General features: G+C 69.0%; 17 protein-coding genes and 1 pseudogene. 11 read left to right on the top strand and 7 right to left on the bottom strand.

Translation table 11 applies throughout. The features are described from left to right. Positions 1-53: 53 nt before the first annotated feature. The gene (locus AB0E78_RS11140) at positions 54-209 is read left to right on the top strand and encodes a DUF6131 family protein (protein WP_361830582.1); all 156 of its coding nucleotides are present in this window, start codon (positions 54-56) and stop codon (positions 207-209) included. Between the two features lie 124 nt (positions 210-333). Beyond that, positions 334-1,545, top strand: a complete 1,212-nt coding sequence (locus AB0E78_RS11135) for an aromatic acid exporter family protein (protein ID WP_361830581.1) — start codon at positions 334-336, stop codon at positions 1,543-1,545. A gap of 34 nt (positions 1,546-1,579) precedes the next feature. On the opposite strand, the gene AB0E78_RS11130 is transcribed toward AB0E78_RS11135, so the two are convergent. Next, a complete protein-coding gene (locus tag AB0E78_RS11130) occupies positions 1,580-1,708 on the bottom strand; it encodes an LPFR motif small protein (RefSeq protein WP_351165998.1) in 129 nt (42 codons plus the stop codon). 271 nt (positions 1,709-1,979) lie between these two features. Between AB0E78_RS11130 and AB0E78_RS11125 the strand changes: the two genes are divergently transcribed. The 3 genes from AB0E78_RS11125 (at position 1,980) to AB0E78_RS11115 (ending at position 4,250) form a co-directional block, all read left to right on the top strand. After that, complete coding sequence (locus AB0E78_RS11125) at positions 1,980-2,579, top strand: NAD(P)H-dependent oxidoreductase (protein WP_361830579.1); 600 nt, start codon at positions 1,980-1,982, stop codon at positions 2,577-2,579. Between the two features lie 64 nt (positions 2,580-2,643). Further along, positions 2,644-3,897 (top strand): cation:proton antiporter, encoded by a 1,254-nt coding sequence (locus tag AB0E78_RS11120; protein ID WP_361830577.1) that lies wholly within the window; start codon positions 2,644-2,646, stop codon positions 3,895-3,897. Between the two features lie 92 nt (positions 3,898-3,989). After that, positions 3,990-4,250, top strand: coding sequence for a GlsB/YeaQ/YmgE family stress response membrane protein (locus tag AB0E78_RS11115; protein ID WP_361830576.1), 261 nt, complete (start codon positions 3,990-3,992; stop codon positions 4,248-4,250). Between the two features lie 48 nt (positions 4,251-4,298). On the opposite strand, the gene AB0E78_RS11110 is transcribed toward AB0E78_RS11115, so the two are convergent. Together AB0E78_RS11110 and AB0E78_RS11105 are read right to left on the bottom strand one after the other, a co-directional pair. Further along, the gene (locus AB0E78_RS11110) at positions 4,299-5,078 is read right to left on the bottom strand and encodes a restriction endonuclease (protein ID WP_361830574.1); all 780 of its coding nucleotides are present in this window, start codon (positions 5,076-5,078) and stop codon (positions 4,299-4,301) included. 192 nt (positions 5,079-5,270) lie between these two features. Further along, a pseudogene (locus AB0E78_RS11105) lies at positions 5,271-5,474 on the bottom strand (TOBE domain-containing protein); the annotation flags it as partial. 284 nt (positions 5,475-5,758) lie between these two features. Here AB0E78_RS11105 and AB0E78_RS11100 point away from each other — a divergent pair. Next, a complete protein-coding gene (locus AB0E78_RS11100) occupies positions 5,759-6,793 on the top strand; it encodes a Ku protein (protein WP_361830572.1) in 1,035 nt (344 codons plus the stop codon). 5 nt (positions 6,794-6,798) lie between these two features. Here AB0E78_RS11100 and AB0E78_RS11095 read toward each other — a convergent pair whose 3' ends face one another. Continuing rightward, positions 6,799-7,392, bottom strand: a complete 594-nt coding sequence (locus tag AB0E78_RS11095; RefSeq protein ID WP_361830570.1) for an XRE family transcriptional regulator — start codon at positions 7,390-7,392, stop codon at positions 6,799-6,801. Positions 7,393-7,524: 132 nt separating this feature from the next. Between AB0E78_RS11095 and AB0E78_RS11090 the strand changes: the two genes are divergently transcribed. Then, on the top strand, positions 7,525-8,208 hold the full coding sequence (locus AB0E78_RS11090) for a class I SAM-dependent methyltransferase (protein WP_361830568.1): 684 nt from the start codon (positions 7,525-7,527) through the stop codon (positions 8,206-8,208). Continuing rightward, positions 8,205-8,705: a DinB family protein gene (locus AB0E78_RS11085; RefSeq protein ID WP_361830566.1), complete on the top strand. Its 501-nt coding sequence runs from the start codon at positions 8,205-8,207 to the stop codon at positions 8,703-8,705. Before AB0E78_RS11090 ends, AB0E78_RS11085 begins: the two co-directional genes overlap by 4 nt. A 30-nt stretch (positions 8,706-8,735) precedes the next feature. On the opposite strand, the gene AB0E78_RS11080 is transcribed toward AB0E78_RS11085, so the two are convergent. Further along, positions 8,736-10,022, bottom strand: coding sequence for a phosphatase PAP2 family protein (locus tag AB0E78_RS11080; protein ID WP_361830565.1), 1,287 nt, complete (start codon positions 10,020-10,022; stop codon positions 8,736-8,738). 278 nt (positions 10,023-10,300) lie between these two features. Then, positions 10,301-10,867: a helix-turn-helix domain-containing protein gene (locus AB0E78_RS11075; RefSeq protein ID WP_361831717.1), complete on the bottom strand. Its 567-nt coding sequence runs from the start codon at positions 10,865-10,867 to the stop codon at positions 10,301-10,303. A 243-nt stretch (positions 10,868-11,110) separates the two neighbouring features. On the opposite strand from AB0E78_RS11075, the gene AB0E78_RS11070 reads away from it, so the two are divergent. Further along, entirely contained in the window at positions 11,111-12,667 is a 1,557-nt protein-coding gene (locus tag AB0E78_RS11070) for an MDR family MFS transporter (RefSeq protein WP_361830563.1), read from the top strand. 95 nt (positions 12,668-12,762) lie between these two features. Beyond that, positions 12,763-13,914, top strand: coding sequence for an NAD(P)/FAD-dependent oxidoreductase (locus AB0E78_RS11065; protein WP_361830562.1), 1,152 nt, complete (start codon positions 12,763-12,765; stop codon positions 13,912-13,914). Here AB0E78_RS11065 and AB0E78_RS11060 read toward each other — a convergent pair. Next, on the bottom strand, positions 13,908-14,474 hold the full coding sequence (locus tag AB0E78_RS11060) for a hypothetical protein (RefSeq protein ID WP_361830560.1): 567 nt from the start codon (positions 14,472-14,474) through the stop codon (positions 13,908-13,910). The genes AB0E78_RS11065 and AB0E78_RS11060 overlap by 7 nt on opposite strands. A gap of 207 nt (positions 14,475-14,681) precedes the next feature. On the opposite strand from AB0E78_RS11060, the gene AB0E78_RS11055 reads away from it, so the two are divergent. Beyond that, positions 14,682-15,818, top strand: coding sequence for a PQQ-dependent sugar dehydrogenase (locus AB0E78_RS11055; RefSeq protein WP_361830558.1), 1,137 nt, complete (start codon positions 14,682-14,684; stop codon positions 15,816-15,818). The last annotated feature ends 106 nt before the right edge of the window (positions 15,819-15,924 follow it).

Below are 15,924 nucleotides of genomic sequence, written 5' to 3'. Positions count from 1 at the left end.
ATCGGTGGTCATCGGGTGCATACTTGAAATAATTCTGAGGGTCGGAGGCGCAAATGATCGCACTCGGAATCATCCTCCTCATCATCGGCCTATTGGCCGGCATCTCCATCCTGTGGACCATCGGCGTCATCCTCGTCGTCATCGGTTTGGTCCTGTGGATTATGGGTTCCGTCGGTCACGCGGTAGGCGGGCGAAAACACTATTGGTAGGCGCGGCCAACGGCCTCCTCGAAGCGCACTGCGGGTCCTTCGCGGCCCGCAGCGCGCATGCGGACGGCTCCTCCGGGTAGCAGGCTGAACTCGATCATCTGCTGAAACGGAATGGAGTCGGTGCATGGCCGGCAAGGGCGGAGGGCAGCGGACGGAAGCCGCGGCCCAGGGGTGGTTCGACCGTGTGCGCCCATGGTGGCGGCGGGCCTGGGACACGCCGGGCTATGAGCGCCACACCCTGCTCCTGGTACTCAAGAGCACCTTGGCCGCGACCCTGTCCTGGATGGTCTCCTACTACGTGCTCAACGCGCCCTCGCCGGCGTTCGCGCCGTTCTCCGCGGTGCTGATCATGCAGGTGACGGTGTACCAGTCCCTGCTGCAGTCGCTGCGCTACCTGGGGGCGGTGGCCGTCGGCGTGGCCATGGTGGCGGGCCTGGGATTCCTGGGCGGCCCCGACCTCTTCACGTTCGTGCTGGTCGCCCTGGTGGGTCTGACCATCGGACGGTGGCCCGCGCTCGGTTCGCAGGGATCACAGGTCGCCACGGCCGCGTTCTTCGCCTTCTCCACCTATGCCGCCGCCACCTCCGCCACCCAGAAGATCACCCAGCTCGGGGAGATCATCCTGCTGGTCCTCATCGGCTGCGGCATCGGCGTCGTCGTCAACGTCACGGTGGCCCCGCCGATGCGGTACCGCAGCGCCGAGCACGGCATCCGCTCGCTGTCCACCGCCCTGGGCGAGCTGGTGAGCGACATGTACCCGGTGCTGCGCGAAGGGGAGTTGGACGAGGAGCGCTGCCAGCAGTGGCGCTGGCGAGCCGAGCAGACCGGAGGCCTGATCACGCAGGCGCGGGAAGGGTTCCGGACAGCGGAGGAGAGCCTCTACTTCAACCCTCGCCGACTGCTGCGCAGGCACCGGGGCCGGTCCTCGTTCGAGGGATACGGCGCAGTGCTGTCGGCTCTCGAACGCTCGCTGTACCAGGTGGCGTCACTGACGCGCAGCCTGCACCAGTGGCATGAGGAGGACGGGGGCCGACACGACGATCGGGCCTTCCTCGACAGCTACGCCGACTTCCTCGAATCCCTCGCGAAGATCGGCAGGGTGCTCGGCGAGCTGGACGAGGACACGCTCACCGAGCAGGCCCGGCAGCTGTGCCAGTTGGCCGACGAGTCCCAGGGATGCTGCCGGAAGGTGACCGACGCGGCGAGCCGGGCCGGTCTTCCGCTGACCGACCCGGCTCGTCCGTACGGTGTCCTCGTCGTGGAGTCCACCCGGCTCATGGAGGAGTTCCAGCACGCCTGCGACGTGCTCCAGCGGCACGTCGATCAACCGGCGTGACCGGGCCTCGCGGACCCGGGTGGACGCCCTGCGCTCAGTGGTGGCCGTGGGCACTGGAGGAAGCCCCTCCGAAGAGCCGCGCGACGGCACGGAAGGGCAGCGTGACCACCGTGGCAATGGCTCCACCGATGGCTCGGAGTACATCTGCAATGGCCTTCAGCATGAGGGACCTCCATAGAACGTCTTTACTTGCCGGCCGTCAGTTCGTTAGCCGCGGCACGGCTTGATTGCTACCGGTTGCCCTGCGAGCGACGACGAAAACATGGCAGCGTTCGAGCGACGCCTCCATGCCGTTCCCACTCCACCCTTGAATGCCATTTCGTTCCGCGGGTGCTTGATTAGGGTTGATCCCAAAGGGAACGCCTCCCAGGGATACGACGGGTACGACGGGATACGACCCGTACACCCCACGCCGCTGACGAATGGAGCCCCCTATGCGCGCGCTGTCCTTGGTATGCACGCTGAATTCCTCGCCCACTCCATCGAGCAGCCACACCCTGTCCGATCAGGTCATGGCTGAATTCGACAAGCTGGGGGTCGAGACCGAGACGGTCCGGGTGGCCGACCACGACGTCCACCCCGGTGTCGCCGCCGACCTGGGCGACGGCGACGCGTGGCCGGCCCTGCGCGAGAAGGTGCTGGCGGCCGACATCCTGCTGGTCGCCACGCCGATCTGGCTGGGCCACCCGTCGAGCGTCTGCCAGCGGGTCCTGGAGCGCCTGAACGCGGACATGTCGGAGACCGACGCCACGGGCCGGCCCCTGATGTACGGGAAGGTCGCCGCGGTGGCCGTGGTCGGCAACGAGGACGGCGCCCACAAGGTGAGTGCCGATGTCTTCCAGGCCTGCAACGACCTCGGCTTCTCGCTGGCGCCCGGCGCGGTCACCTACTGGGTGGGCGAGGCGAAACAGGGCACCGACTACCAGGACCTGGACGAGACCCCCGAGTCCGTCGCCTCCGCCACCCACGCCCTCGCGGTCAACGCCTTCCACTTGGCCGAACTGCTCGCCCGTCAGCCCTACCCGGCACCCTGACGTGCGCTTGCCGCGACAGACACCACAGGACGGGAGAGATGACCACGAGAACGGGTGCCGGTAGATGGACGTGACCGCTGCGGACCTCGGATACGCCTGCATGGGGATCGGCGCCCTGCTGGCCGCGGTGCTCCCCAGACTGGTGGCGCGGCAGCCCATGTCCATGCCGATGGTCTTCCTGGCCGTCGGATTCGTCGTCTATCTGCTGCCGACGGGGCTTCCCGACCTCGACCCCTACGAGCACAGGGCGTGGCTGGAGCACCTCACCGAAGTCTGCGTCATCGTGGCCCTGATGGGCGCCGGGCTGGCGATCAACCGGCCGTTCGGCAGACGGTCCTGGTCCACCGCATGGCGGCTCCTCGGCATCACGATGCCGCTGACCGTGGTGGCCACCGCCCTCGTCGCCTGGGGTCTCGTGGACTGGCCGCCCGCCGTCGTCCTGCTCCTGGGCGCCGTGCTCGCCCCGACCGACCCCGTGCTCGCGGCGGAGGTGCGTGTCGGTGAGCCGACCGACGCCGAGAACGACGAGGAGGAGGTGCGCGTCGCCCTCACCGGGGAAGCGGGCCTCAACGACGGTCTCGCCTTCCCGCTGGTCCTGGCCGCCCTCGCGATGTTCGCCGCCTCGCAGACGGGCTGGTCAGGGGAGTGGGTGGGCCACTGGCTGTGGAGCGACGTGATCGTGCGCGTCACGGTGGGCGTGGCGGTCGGCCTGCTGATCGGCCGACTGCTCGGGTGGATGTTCTTCCGGGCGGGCTGGGAAGCGCTCCGGCTGTCCGAGCACCGGGAAGGGTTCGTCGCACTGGCGGCGACCTTCATCTCGTACGGCCTCACAGAAGTGCTGCACGGCTACGGCTTCCTCGCCGTGTTCACGACGGCCTGCGCGATCCGGGCCGCCGAACGGGCCCACGGCTACCAAGTGGTGATGCACACCTTCATGGAACAGGTGGAGAGGCTTCTCACGGCCGGTGTGCTGCTCCTCATCGGAGGGTTCATCGCCTGCGGCGGCCTCTCCGCGCTCTCCTGGGGCAGCGCGGTCACGGCCGTCCTGGTGCTGCTCGTGATCCGTCCGCTCACCGGCTGGATCGCGCAGCTCGGTGGGAGGACGACTCTGCGGGAACGCGCGGTGACCTCCTTCTTCGGCGTCCGGGGGATCGGGTCCGTCTTCTACCTCGCCTACGCCCTGGGTGAGGGGCATCTCCAGGCGTACCAGGCGGAGTTGTGGGCGGTGGTGACGTTCACCGTCCTGCTGTCGGTGATGCTGCACGGGGCCGCGGCCTCGCCCGTGCTCAGACGCCTGGACAAGGTCAGCTACCGCTGACGCCCGTGGCGGGGGAGCCGTGCCTATCTGCCCGGCCCCCGGGCACTCGGTCGGTGATCGGACGGTGAGAGGACGCCAACAAAGGGGAAATCGTGGAGATTTCGGGTCTCATCAGTGCGGTGCTCATCGGCATCGTCATCGGGATACTGGGGCGATTCGTCGCTCCTGGACGGCAGCACATCGGCATTCTCTGGACGCTCGTCGTCGGCATCGCGGCGGCGCTGGTCGGCACGGCCGTCGCGGCGGGCCTGGGAGTGGCGAACACCGACGGCGTGGACTGGATCGAATGGCTCATCCAGATCGGTCTCGCGGCGCTGGGCGTCGCCGCGTTGAGCAAGGTGAAGCTGCGCTAGCGGCGACGCGAAGGCCCGCGTGAGGCGGGCCCACGTGCTTCTCGCCGGTCAGACCTCGGCGCCTGCTTCCTCCCAGGGGCTGGGGCCGGTGCCGTCGGACCAGGCCCGCAGCTCTTCACCGTTCACGCACACGATGCCGCACTGCTGCGCGTAATCGAGGGCAGGAGTGGTGAAATCACTCGTCGTGACGAGCGCCGCGATGTCGGCGCCGTGGACGGTGAAACACGTCCCGCCGAAGCGCTGCAGGTCCTGCGAGCCGACCTTGTTGTCGTCACCGTAGAGCTTGCACTGGATGACGATGCGGAGCCCCTCGGCGGTGACCGCCACGACATCCGCGCCCAAGTCACCGGCACCTCCCACCACTTCCACCTCCCGGCATGCGTCACGGACGCACAGGTCGGCTATCGCCTGCTCGAATTCGTCGGGGTCGAGTTCGGCGTCATCGTCCGGAGGGTCGAGGACGACGGTGGCCTCCTCGCCGTCCAACACCTGCGCCGCAGAGTCGACATGGCCCGCATCCGTGAGAACCTCCGACCTCGCGGAGGCCAGTTCGGCTGCCTCTTCCAGTGCCTCGGCGGCACGGCGCGCGTACCTCGCGGCGGAGAAGCGACGCCATCTGGACCGGCCCAGGTGCGCGGCCGCGATGCCCATCACGACGATCGAACCGGCCCACAGCGGACGGCTCTCGGCGATGTCCGCCGCGGTGCGGATCACGAAGACCAGGATGCACAGGATGAGCGCGAGCAGGGCGAAGAACAGGGCGGTCGCGCGCAGATTGAAGCGCCGCTCACGGTCCAGGGGGCGAACCGGGCGCGAGGGTACGGTCATTGGATTTCCCTACGGAGGACGACGACGAAGATCACTCGTCTCCGTGTGCCCAAGATCAACGTACTCAAGATCCCTTGTCCCGACGGGACACGTCCGCCGTGGCCGCGGGAACCGGGACCGTGGCTGCCCTGTACGACGGCGGGCCCGCACCCCGGAGAGGTGCGGGCCCGCCGTGCGGCAGCTGGATCAGGCGGTGGCGAGGGAGACCTCGGTGGACTTCACGAGGATCCTCGCCTCGGAGCCCTCGGCGAGGCCGAGGTCCTTGACGGACTCGGTGGTGATCGCGGCAGTGACGTCCTGGCGGCCCACGAGGCGGACCTTGACGGTCGCCATGGCTTCCCTGGCGGGAACGGACGCGACGGTGCCGGGGATCTGGTTGCGGATGCTCAGGCTCATGGGGGCGTTGCCTCACAGGTTCGTCGGGAACAGGAGCGGGGCGGAGTCGACCTGTCGCGCCCGAGCCTCATACGTCCGCGAACGTCCTGTTGTGAGGCTGCCGCACCCACGAGGGGAAACCAGACGATCGGCTGGCAGATCGGACGGGGCCGAAGGCCGCCGATTCCGGGGGTCCTTCACACCGGTCGATTCGCGCGGCTGTGCGCACGATGGCGGCCGTCGGCTTGTGGAGCGGGTTCGGCGCTCACACACTGGTCTTCTCGGGGCTGTCACGGAGGTACCGCATGCCCCGCCCCGTCTGGTCAGGCGCGATCTCGTTCGGCCTGGTCACGATCCCGATCAAGGTCCTGCCGGCCACCGAGAACCACAGCATCAGCTTCCACCAGTACCACCTGGAGGACATGAGCCGCGTCCGCACGCGGAAGATCTGCGATCTCGACGGCAAGCAGCTCACGAATGCCGAGATCGGCAAGGGGTTCGAGGTCAGCAAGGACACGATCGTCGCGGTCACCGACGAGGAGCTCGACGAGATGCCGCTCCCGACCGCGAAGGCGATCGAGATCGCCGGCTTCGTGCCCTATGAGTCGATCGATCCGATCCGGATCGGCGAGGGGTACTACCTGCAGGCCGACGGGCAGGTCGCGAACAAGCCCTACACGCTCCTCCGCAAGGCCCTCGAACGGAACAGCAAGGCCGCCGTCGCCAAGTTCGCCTGGCACGGGCGAGAGCGGCTGGGCCTGCTGCGCGTCCAGGACGACGTGATCCTGCTGCACGCCATGAAGTGGGACGACGAGGTCCGCGACCCCGAGGAGCTGGCTCCCAAGGCGATGGACCTGGACGACGACGAGATCGACCGGGCGATCCTCCTCATCGACTCCATGACCGCTGACGGCATCGCCGACCAGGACTGGGCCACCGACCGCTACACCGAAGCCCTGGAGCAGATCATCCGGGCGAAGGCCGGGGGGAAGAAGCCGCCCAAACCGGATGAGGGAGAGGAGCCGGCCGGGCAGGTGCTCGACCTGATGGCCGCGCTGCAGGAGTCCGTACAAAAGGCCCGGTCGGCCCGTGGCGAGACCGGTAAGGACGCCACCGTCCACGAGATGCCGAAGAAGAAGACGGCGGCTGGGAAAACCGCGAAGAAGACAACGACGGCCAAGACCTCCGCGGCCAAGAAGACCGTCGGCAAGAAGACGGCCGGCGGCACCAAGGCCACCGCCAAGAAGTCGACCGCCAAGAGCACAGCGAGCAAGTCCGCGACGGCCAAGAAGGCGCCCGAGAAGAAGACGGCCGCACGGAAACCGAGGCGCACCGCCTGAGGCGATCAGTTTCCGGACGGCTCCAGGTGCGCGCGCTCTCCCTGCGGGCCGAACAGGGCGAGCAGCTCCGCGGGACGGCTGTCGGCGCTGCCGATCCAGTGCGGCACGCGGGTGTCGAACTCGGCGGCCTCGCCCTCACCGAGCTGGAACTCCTGCTCGCCGAGCACGAACCTGACGATGCCGTTGAGGACGTAGAACCACTCGTATCCGTCATGGACCTGCAGCTTCAAGGTGGGCGCCCGGTCGACGGGCGGGTAGATCACCTTGTACGCCTGGATGCCGCCGGCCCGCCTGGTCAGCGGCACCATCACGAGCCCGTGCCGCCGCACCGGCCGCAGATGGACACGTGGATCGCCGGTGGGTGGCGCCGCGACCAGATCGTCGAGCGGGACGCCGTGCGCCCGGGCCAGGGGCAGCAGCTGCTCCAGCGTGGGGCGGAGCTTCCCGTTCTCGAGGCGGGACAGGGTGCTCGCCGTGAGGCCGGTTTCGTCTGCCAGCGCCGCCAGCGTGGCGTTCCGCGCCTGGCGCAGCGCCCGCAGACGTGGCCCGACGCCGGCCAGGACGTCTCCCGCGCCGTTGTGCTCCTCCATGCTGTCCATGCCCTCGATGATGCGGATCCGCAATTTTTCTTGCAAGCCCGAAACCGTGATGCCAATGCTGTCCGTACACCACCGGCGTCGAGCCGGTCGATGAAGGGGCACCCGATGGATTCCGTCCACAGCCGACGAGCCGTGACCGATACTTCCGACACTTCTGATACTTCTGACGCTTCCGAGGGCGGCCGGAGCGCGGCAGAGGAGAGCGCCGAGTCGTTCTGGGAGCGGCACTACCGCTCCCGGCGTCCCGGAGCCGCACGCGTCAACCCGCTGCTCGCCGAGACCGTCTCTCCGCTGCGTCCGGGCGCCGCCCTGGACCTGGGCTGCGGCGCGGGCGGCGACACCATCTGGCTCGCCGAGGAGGGCTGGCAGGTCACCGCGGTGGACATCTCCACCACCGCCGTCGAACGCGTGCGGGAGCGCGCCCGCGAGCTCGGCATCGGGGACCGGGTAGCCGCCGAACAGCACGATCTGGCCGACAGTTTCCCGGCCGGGCGGTTCGATCTCGTCTCCGCCCAGTACTTCCACACCCCGCTCCAGCTCTCCCGCGGCCGAGTCCTGCGCACCGCCGCGCGGGCCCTGCGGCCGGGTGGTCTCCTGCTGATCGTCGACCACGGTTCCACCGCGCCCTGGTCCTGGAACCAGGACCCCGACATCCACTACCCCACACCCACCGAGATCGCCGCCGAACTCGATCTCGATCCGGCGCGCTGGTCCGTCCTGCGCGCGGACATGCCCCAGCGCCGGGCCACCGGACCGGCCGGGGAGACCGCCACAGTCACCGACAACGTCCTGCTCGTCCAGCGGACCGCCGAATGACCGCGGAAGGCCGGGCACAGCGGACGAAGGACACCGGACCTCCGCGAACCGGCGCCGACGAAAAGGACACGCTGCGGGGCTTCCTCGACTATCTGCGCAACTCGATCGCGGACAAGGTCGCGGACGTGCCGGAACCGCAGGTCCGCACGGGCGGAGTGCCCTCGGGCACGAACCTTCTCGGGCTGGTCAGGCATCTGACCTGCGTCGAACGGTTCTACTTCCTCGGCGAGGACGTCGACAACTGGCCTGCGACCCTGCGGCCCTCGGCCGAGGACTCCGTCGCCGGCGTGCTCGCCGACTACCGGGAGACGGTCCAGCGGGCGAACCAGATCATCGACGCCTGCGCGGACCTGGCCCTTCCCGCCCCGCGAGCCCCGCGCAGAGGGGCCGCACCATCGATGCGCTGGGTGTTGGTGCACGTGATCGAAGAGACCGGCCGGCACGCGGGCCACGCCGACATCCTCCGGGAGCGGATCGACGGCGCCACCGGCCGCTGACCGGGGTCAGCGGCAGGGCACCGACATGACTCAGACCATTTCGGGCTGGGGTTCAGGTTGCTGCGCCGGTAGGGGCTTCGGATCCCACAGCTTGGTGGTCCGCACATACCCCTGGACCACCGAGAGCATCGCCAGGACAAGAAGCGGTCCGAACACCCACGGGTAGGTGGCCATCTGCATCGGCAGAAAGCGATACGACACCAGGAGCAGCGCGAAGACCGTCGCGCCGTAGGCGACCAGTTGGATGCCCGCCCGGTCCCAGCCGCGGTCGAGCGAGCGCAGCGCCGCGTCGATCGTGAACGCGAACACCACGCCGGCGATGATGTCCACGCCGTAGTGGTAGCCGAACCCCAGCGTCGCGCCGAGCGTGGCGACCAGCCAGAAGACGCCCGCGTACCGCAGCAGGCGTGGGCCCTTGCGGGAGTGGATGAAGATCGTGGTGGCCCACGCCGTGTGCAGGCTGGGCATGCAGTTGCGCGGAGTGATCTCGTCGAACGGTATCGCGTGGGGGGTGGCGATCGGCGGCGGCGTGTGCGGCCACAGGTCGGCCAGGGCCCACTGCTCGCCACCGGTGCCGAAGGCGCCGGTGCCGTAGGTGAATATGGGTCCGACCACCGGGAAGATCATGTAGATGGCCGGTCCAAGGAGGCCGATCACCAGGAACGTACGCACCAGGTGATGGCCCGGGAAGCGGCGCTCGACCGACACGTTGCGCAGTTGGTACAGCGCGACGATGACCGCGGCCACCGCGAGCTGGATGTAGACGTAGTCGAGGACGTGAGCACCGACCGGGCCGGTGGCCGAGACCATCCGTCCCACCAGCCACGAGGGGTTGCCCAGCGCGTGGTCGGCGGTGGCGACGTACTGGTCGAGCACCGTCGGGCGGGTCTTCGACGTGATGAGCAGCCAGGTGTCGCCCGTCTTGCGGCCGGCCACCAGGAGCAGGCTCAGCCCGACGCCCTTCAGGAGCAGTACGCGTTCCTGGCCGGTGCGGCGTGTGACGGCGATGACCGCACAGCCAAGGATCACCCACAACGCGCCGTTGCCGAACATCATTTCGGCGTCGAGAGCCCACCGCACCAGGAAGAAGACGACGTCGATGCCGACTGCGACACCCAGCGCGATGAATCTCTGCCGCCAGGTGAACACCACCATCATCAACGCCATGCCGGCGTACAGCAGCGGCCCCGACTTGGGGGCGAAGATCACCTCTCGCGCCTGGTTGGTGATCGGCCCCGCGACGCCGTAGTGGCGCGCGGCGATCTCCAGCGCGACGAGGAACCCGAAGGCCACCACGGCCGCCGCGGTCCACAGCATCGCCCGCGGTCGGCGCCACGCCGCGAGCACTGATCGGTAGTCGATTCGCGGAGAAATCCGCGATGCTCTAGATATCAATTGATTTGGCCGATTTGTTAGTTGTGGGTAATAGCTCACTCTTCGTGCTAGATGGCGTCAATTCCTGGCGAAATAGGGGCGATCAGGGCACTCGTCGTGAGTTCGATCATGTTAGCGGAGCGGCGCGGATGGCGGTACGGATGAGTTTCACTCCCCTGAAACAGCCCGTTCATGCTCCGCTGCGGACTTGGACTCCCCGCTCAGGTCAGGGCGTTCCACCCGTTCTCCAGTAGCTCGAAGGCGCGGGTGATGGCCCGGCGGGGGTCCTCGTTGCCGCGCGCGGTCCGGGGGGCTTCGAGGGCGAAGTGGGCCAGCGCGGTGCAGGCGGAGTCGTTCGCGGGCAGGCCGCTTTCCTCGGCGATGGCCTGAGCCAGGGCGGAGGTGTGGCGCAGCCACATGTTCTGGACGTAATCGCGCAGGGCCGGGGTGTTGTTGACCAGGTCGAAGAAGGCGGTGAAGCGGGCGTCGCCGCCTGCGGCCGCCATGCGGTGGCGCAGCGCGTGCTCGCGCAGTGCCGCGGGGATGGACTGACCCTGGGGGCGCTCGCGTACGGCGGCGAGCAGACGGGCTTCTTGCGCGGAGTCCTCGTCGAAGACGAGGGCCTCCTTGACCGGGAAGTGCTTGAACAGCGTGGTGGTGCTCACGTCGGCGGCGTCCGCGATCTCGCGGATGCCGACCTCGTCGTACCCGCGCTCCAGGAACAGTCGCAGGGCCGCATCCGCGATGGCCTGGCGGGTCGCGGCCTTCTTGCGCTCGCGGCGCCCCATCGGCGCCGGCGGGGCGCCGGTCTCGCCCTCGGTGCCGTCGTGGGTGTCGCCCTTGGTCTCGATCTCGGTCATGCCGCGACTCTACCCCTTCGGTTGCTCAGCTTTAAAAGTTGATTCGTTGCACTTAGTGAGTTGATGTGCTTTTCTGGATCGGCGGCTGCGAGGCACTGCCCGGCCCCTCGCGCCTTCCCTCCTGTTCGTCATCTCCGAAGTTCCCGCAGCCCCCGAAAGGGGTGATCAGCCATGTCCGCGTCCACGTCCCTCCCTGATGGCTCCACCGACCCCACCGCCGTACCGAAGAACGTGCGCTGGGTGCTGCTCGGCGTCATGCTCGCGATGCTCCTGGCGATGCTCGACAACATGGTCGTGGGCACCGCGATGCCCACGATCGTCGGTGACCTCGGCGGCCTCGAGCACATGTCCTGGGTCGTGACCGCGTACACGCTCGTCACCGCCGTGACCACGCCGATCTGGGGCAAGTTCGGCGACCTGGTCGGCCGCAAGCCCATGTACCTGGCCTCGATCGCCGTGTTCGTCCTCGGCTCCGCGCTGTGCGGCGCCGCCCAGTCCATGACCGAACTGATCGCCTTCCGTGCCCTGCAGGGCATCGGTGCGGGCGGCATCGGTGCGGGCGCCTTCACCTTGATCGCCGCCCTCGTGCCGCCCCGGGAACGGGGCAAGTACCAGGGCATGACCGCCTCGGTCATGGCGATCGGCACCATCGGCGGCCCGCTCCTCGGCGGGTTCATCACCGGGCACTGGGACTGGCGTTGGGCCTTCTACGTCAACCTGCCGCTCGGCCTGCTCGCCCTGGTGTGGCTGGGGCGGATGCTCCACGTGCCCACCCAGCGCCTCAAGGCGAAGATCGACTGGGCGGGGATCGCCCTGCTGACCCTTTCCATCGGCGCCATCGTGCTGGCCGCCACGTGGGCGGGAACCACCTACGCCTGGGGCTCCTGGCAGATCCTCGCCCTGGGTGCCGTGGCCGTGATCGGGCTCGCCCTGTTCGTCCGCACCGAGAAGCGGGCCGGTGAGCCGCTGCTGCCCCTGTCGGTGTTCACCGGCCACCGCAACTATCCGCTCGCGGTGACCATGATCCTGGCCGCAGGTGTGGTCATGTTCGGTGCGGGGCTCTACCTTCCGCTGTTCCAGCAGACCGTCCAGGGAGCGTCGGCCGCCAACTCCGGGCTGCTGATGCTGCCCATGATGATCCCGGTGGTGATCGTCTCCACCCTGGCGGGGAAGGTCATGTCCGCCACGGGCAGGTACAAGATCTTCCCCGTTCTCGGTACGGCGTTCCTGACCGCGGGCCTGGCCCTGCTGGCCACCATGGACACCGGCACCTCACGGCTGCTTACGGGGCTCTACATGGTGCTGGTCGGCATCGGCCTGGGCTTCACCCTGCAGATGGCGGGCACCATCGCGCAGAACAGCGTCGCCATGCGTGACATGGGTGCCGCGATGAGCTCGGTGAACCTCTTCCGCACGCTGGGCGGTTCGCTCGGCGTCGCGGTCTTCGGCTCGCTGTTCACCCGTGCCGTCCACGCGCATCTGCCGGGCGCCGGCACCCCGGCCGACGTATCCGCCGTGTCCGCGTCCGAGTTGCCCGCCGGGGTCAGGAACGCCTACCTCGGCGCGGTCACTGACGGCACCCACCAGATCTTCCTCACCGGAGCGGTGCTGTGTGCCCTCGCCTTCGTCGCCGCGCTGTTCGTCATCGAAGTCCCGCTGAAGAAGGCCGGGCCGCCGCCCGCCACCGACCGGCCCCGGAACAGCACCGCCACCACGGCGGTCAACTGACCTCCGCCACAGCGCACATCGCGTCGTAGAAGAGCGCGGCACACCACTACACACCACAGCACGGCACCGCTGTGCGACACGAAGGGAACACCACCTTGAACACCACCTCCGCACCCCGCATCGCCATCATCGGCGCCGGACCCGGCGGCCTGACCTGCGCCCGCATCCTGCAGGAGCACGGCATCACCGCCACCCTCTACGACGGGGACGCCTCCCGCACCGCCCGCGACCAGGGCGGCACCCTCGACATGCATCCCGCATCCGGCCAGCACGCGCTGCGGGCAGCCGGGTTGCTGGAGGACTTCCTGGCCGAGGCCCGGCCCGAGGGTCAGCAGATGCGGCTGGCCGGCCGCGACGGCCGGGTCCTGTTCGACGCGGTTCCGCCCGAGGCGGACGCCACCGTGGGCAATCCGGAGATCGACCGCGGCCAGCTCCGAGGCCTCCTCCTCGACTCCCTCAAGCCGGACACGGTGCGCTGGGGCCACAGGCTCACCCGCGTCGACCCCCTCGGCGACGGCACCCACCGCCTGCACTTCGCCGACGGCACGATCACCGAAGCCGACCTCGTCGTCGGAGCCGACGGCGCCTGGTCCAAGGTGCGCCGCCAGCTGTCCGACGCGACGCCGGTCTACACCGGCGTCACCTTCGTCGAGACCGGCCTCAGCGATGCCGATCGCCGCCACCCCGGCCTCGCCGAACTCACCGGCGACGGCACCATGATGGCCCTCGACAACAACCAGGGTTTCGTCGCCCAGCGCAACAGCGACGGACACATCCGCGTCTACGTCGGCATGCGCACCGACGAGAACTGGCACCGGAAAGCCGGACTCGACCTCACCGACACCGCTGCCGTACGCGACGCCCTCCTTGACGAGTTCACCGGCTGGAGCCCCGGCCTCCTCGGCTTCATCACCGCCACCGACACCGGCTACACCAACCGCCCCCTGTACGCCCTGCCCGTCCCGCACACCTGGCCCCACACACCCGGCCTCACCCTCCTCGGTGACGCCGCCCACCTGATGTCCCCCTTCTCCGGGATGGGCGCCAACCTCGCCATGCTCGACGGAGCCGACCTCGCACGGGCCCTCGTCGACCACCCCACCGTCGACGAGGCGATCACCGCGTACGAGAAGACCCTCCTGCCGCGCAGCGTCGAAGCCGCCGAAGGAGCGGCCGAGGGAATCGACGGCGCCTTCGCCCCCGACAGCGCCGCGCAGACCCTCGCTCACATGACGCAGCGTCACTGAAACCGGGGCCGAAGCCGCCCCCGGCGCGTGCTCAGCGGGGTGTGCGCGGCCACCGCGTCGATGATCTCGGGCCAGAGTTCGCGGGGGCGGCCGTGTCCCATGTCGGGGATCAGCAAGAGCTTCGCTCCGGGCACCAGGCCGGCGGTCCACTTGCCGCCGCTGGGATCGATCAGCGTGTCGTCCAGACCGTGCATCACCAGTGTCGGCACGCGAAGCTCTCGCAGTGCGTCGGCGCGTGAGCCGCCGAGGACCATCGCGCCGATTTGCCGCCCGATCCCGGACGGGCGGCAGGCGCGGTCGTAGCTCTGGGCGGCCGGCTCCGCGGCGATGAACCGGCCCAGGTCGACAGGGTGATCGTCGAAGGTGGTGGAAAGACCGCAGTCGCGGTTGTCGTAGCGGATCACATGGCGCCCACGCCGGGCGAGCGCACGGCAGAAGTGCTCGTGCCAGGCGATCAGCTGGGTGCCGAACCCCATCACCAGCAACACGGCCGGATCCGCGGGATCACCGAACGCCTCGTAGGCCAGGGACACTCCGGGCGAGGCTTCGGCGATCGGCATGGCGGAAGTGTCCCAGCCCCGCGCGCGGAGGCAGATGGAGGGTTCCTTGGTCTATACCAGCACTCCCCGTCCCAGTAGTCTCATGCGTGGCCAGTAGCACACCATCCCCCACCCAGGTTGCGCGCCGGCGCGGGCGACACACCCCCTCACCTCTGCCCCCAGCAGCCGGGCGACCTCCCCCTTTTCGCCGCCTCCAGGAGGATCACGGTGAACGTTCGCACCAGAAGCACGGCCGTCATCGGCGCCATCTGCCTTGTCGCTTCCCTCGCCTTGACCACCGCGTCCGCCGACGAGCCCGCCGCCCCACGGAAAGCCCCGGCGGTCGCGCTCAAGAAAGTGGCCACGGCCACGAACCCGACCGCGGGCACCGCCGGTCCCGGCGGCACGGTCTGGCTGGCCGAACGCGCGGGCACCGTACGCGTCCTGGACCGCCATGGGCTCGGCAATCCCGTCCTCGACATATCCAAAGAGACCACCACCGACGGCGAACGCGGGCTGCTCGGCATCGCGTTCGACAAGAAGTTCGCGCACTTCTACATCTCGTTCACGAATCTCGAAGGCACCAGCACCGTCGACGAGTTCGCCGTCCGGAAGGGCAAGATCCGGCCGGAGACCCGGCGCACCGTCATCACCCAGACGCAGCCGTACCCGAACCACAACGGCGGCGACATCAAGATCGGCCCGGACGGCTACCTCTACATCGCGCTCGGCGACGGCGGCTCGGGCGGCGACCCGCACGGCAACGGCCAGAACCTCGACACGCTGCTCGGCAAGCTGCTGCGGATCGACCCGAGGGGCGGCAAGCCGTACGCGATCCCGCGGGACAACCCCTTCGTGGACGACCCGAAGGCGCGGGACGAGATCTGGGCGTACGGGCTGCGCAACCCCTGGCGGTTCTCCTTCGACAAGGGCACGGGCGACCTGCTGATCGGTGACGTCGGTCAGAGTGCCTGGGAGGAGATCGACTGGGCCCCGGCGAACAGCGAGGGCGGCGCGAACTACGGCTGGTCCCAGATGGAGGGCACCCACCCCTTCCGGGACGGCACGGAGCCCGCGAACCACGTACCGCCGGTCCACGAGTACGACCGCACCGGCCTCGGCTGCTCGGTGACCGGCGGATACGTCTACCGGGGCAAGGCGATCCCGGCCCTGAGGGGTCAGTACGTGTTCAGCGACTACTGCGACGGCACCATCCGCGCGCTGCGGATGGAGAACGGCAAGGTGACCGGCGCGAGCGACCTCGGGGTGAACGGCGGGGAGGTCATCTCGTTCGCCCAGGGCGGCAGCGGCGAGCTGTACGTGCTCGACATAGGCGGCAGCGTCTACCGCATCGCCCCGGCGTAACGACCGCTACGACCGTCGGCCGGAGATCATCCGACTCGGGCGCGTGCGGGGACGCACGACTCTGGTGGCAGAGTGGAAGGGCTAGTTCCGTCGCCGCCCAGGGAAG

Source organism: Streptomyces sp. NPDC032198, assembly GCF_040636975.1.
In the GTDB taxonomy this organism is placed as follows: Bacteria; Actinomycetota; Actinomycetes; order Streptomycetales; family Streptomycetaceae; genus Streptomyces.
The sequence above is the reverse complement of the archived record's forward strand: the minus strand, read 5'-3'. Positions and strand labels throughout refer to the sequence as shown.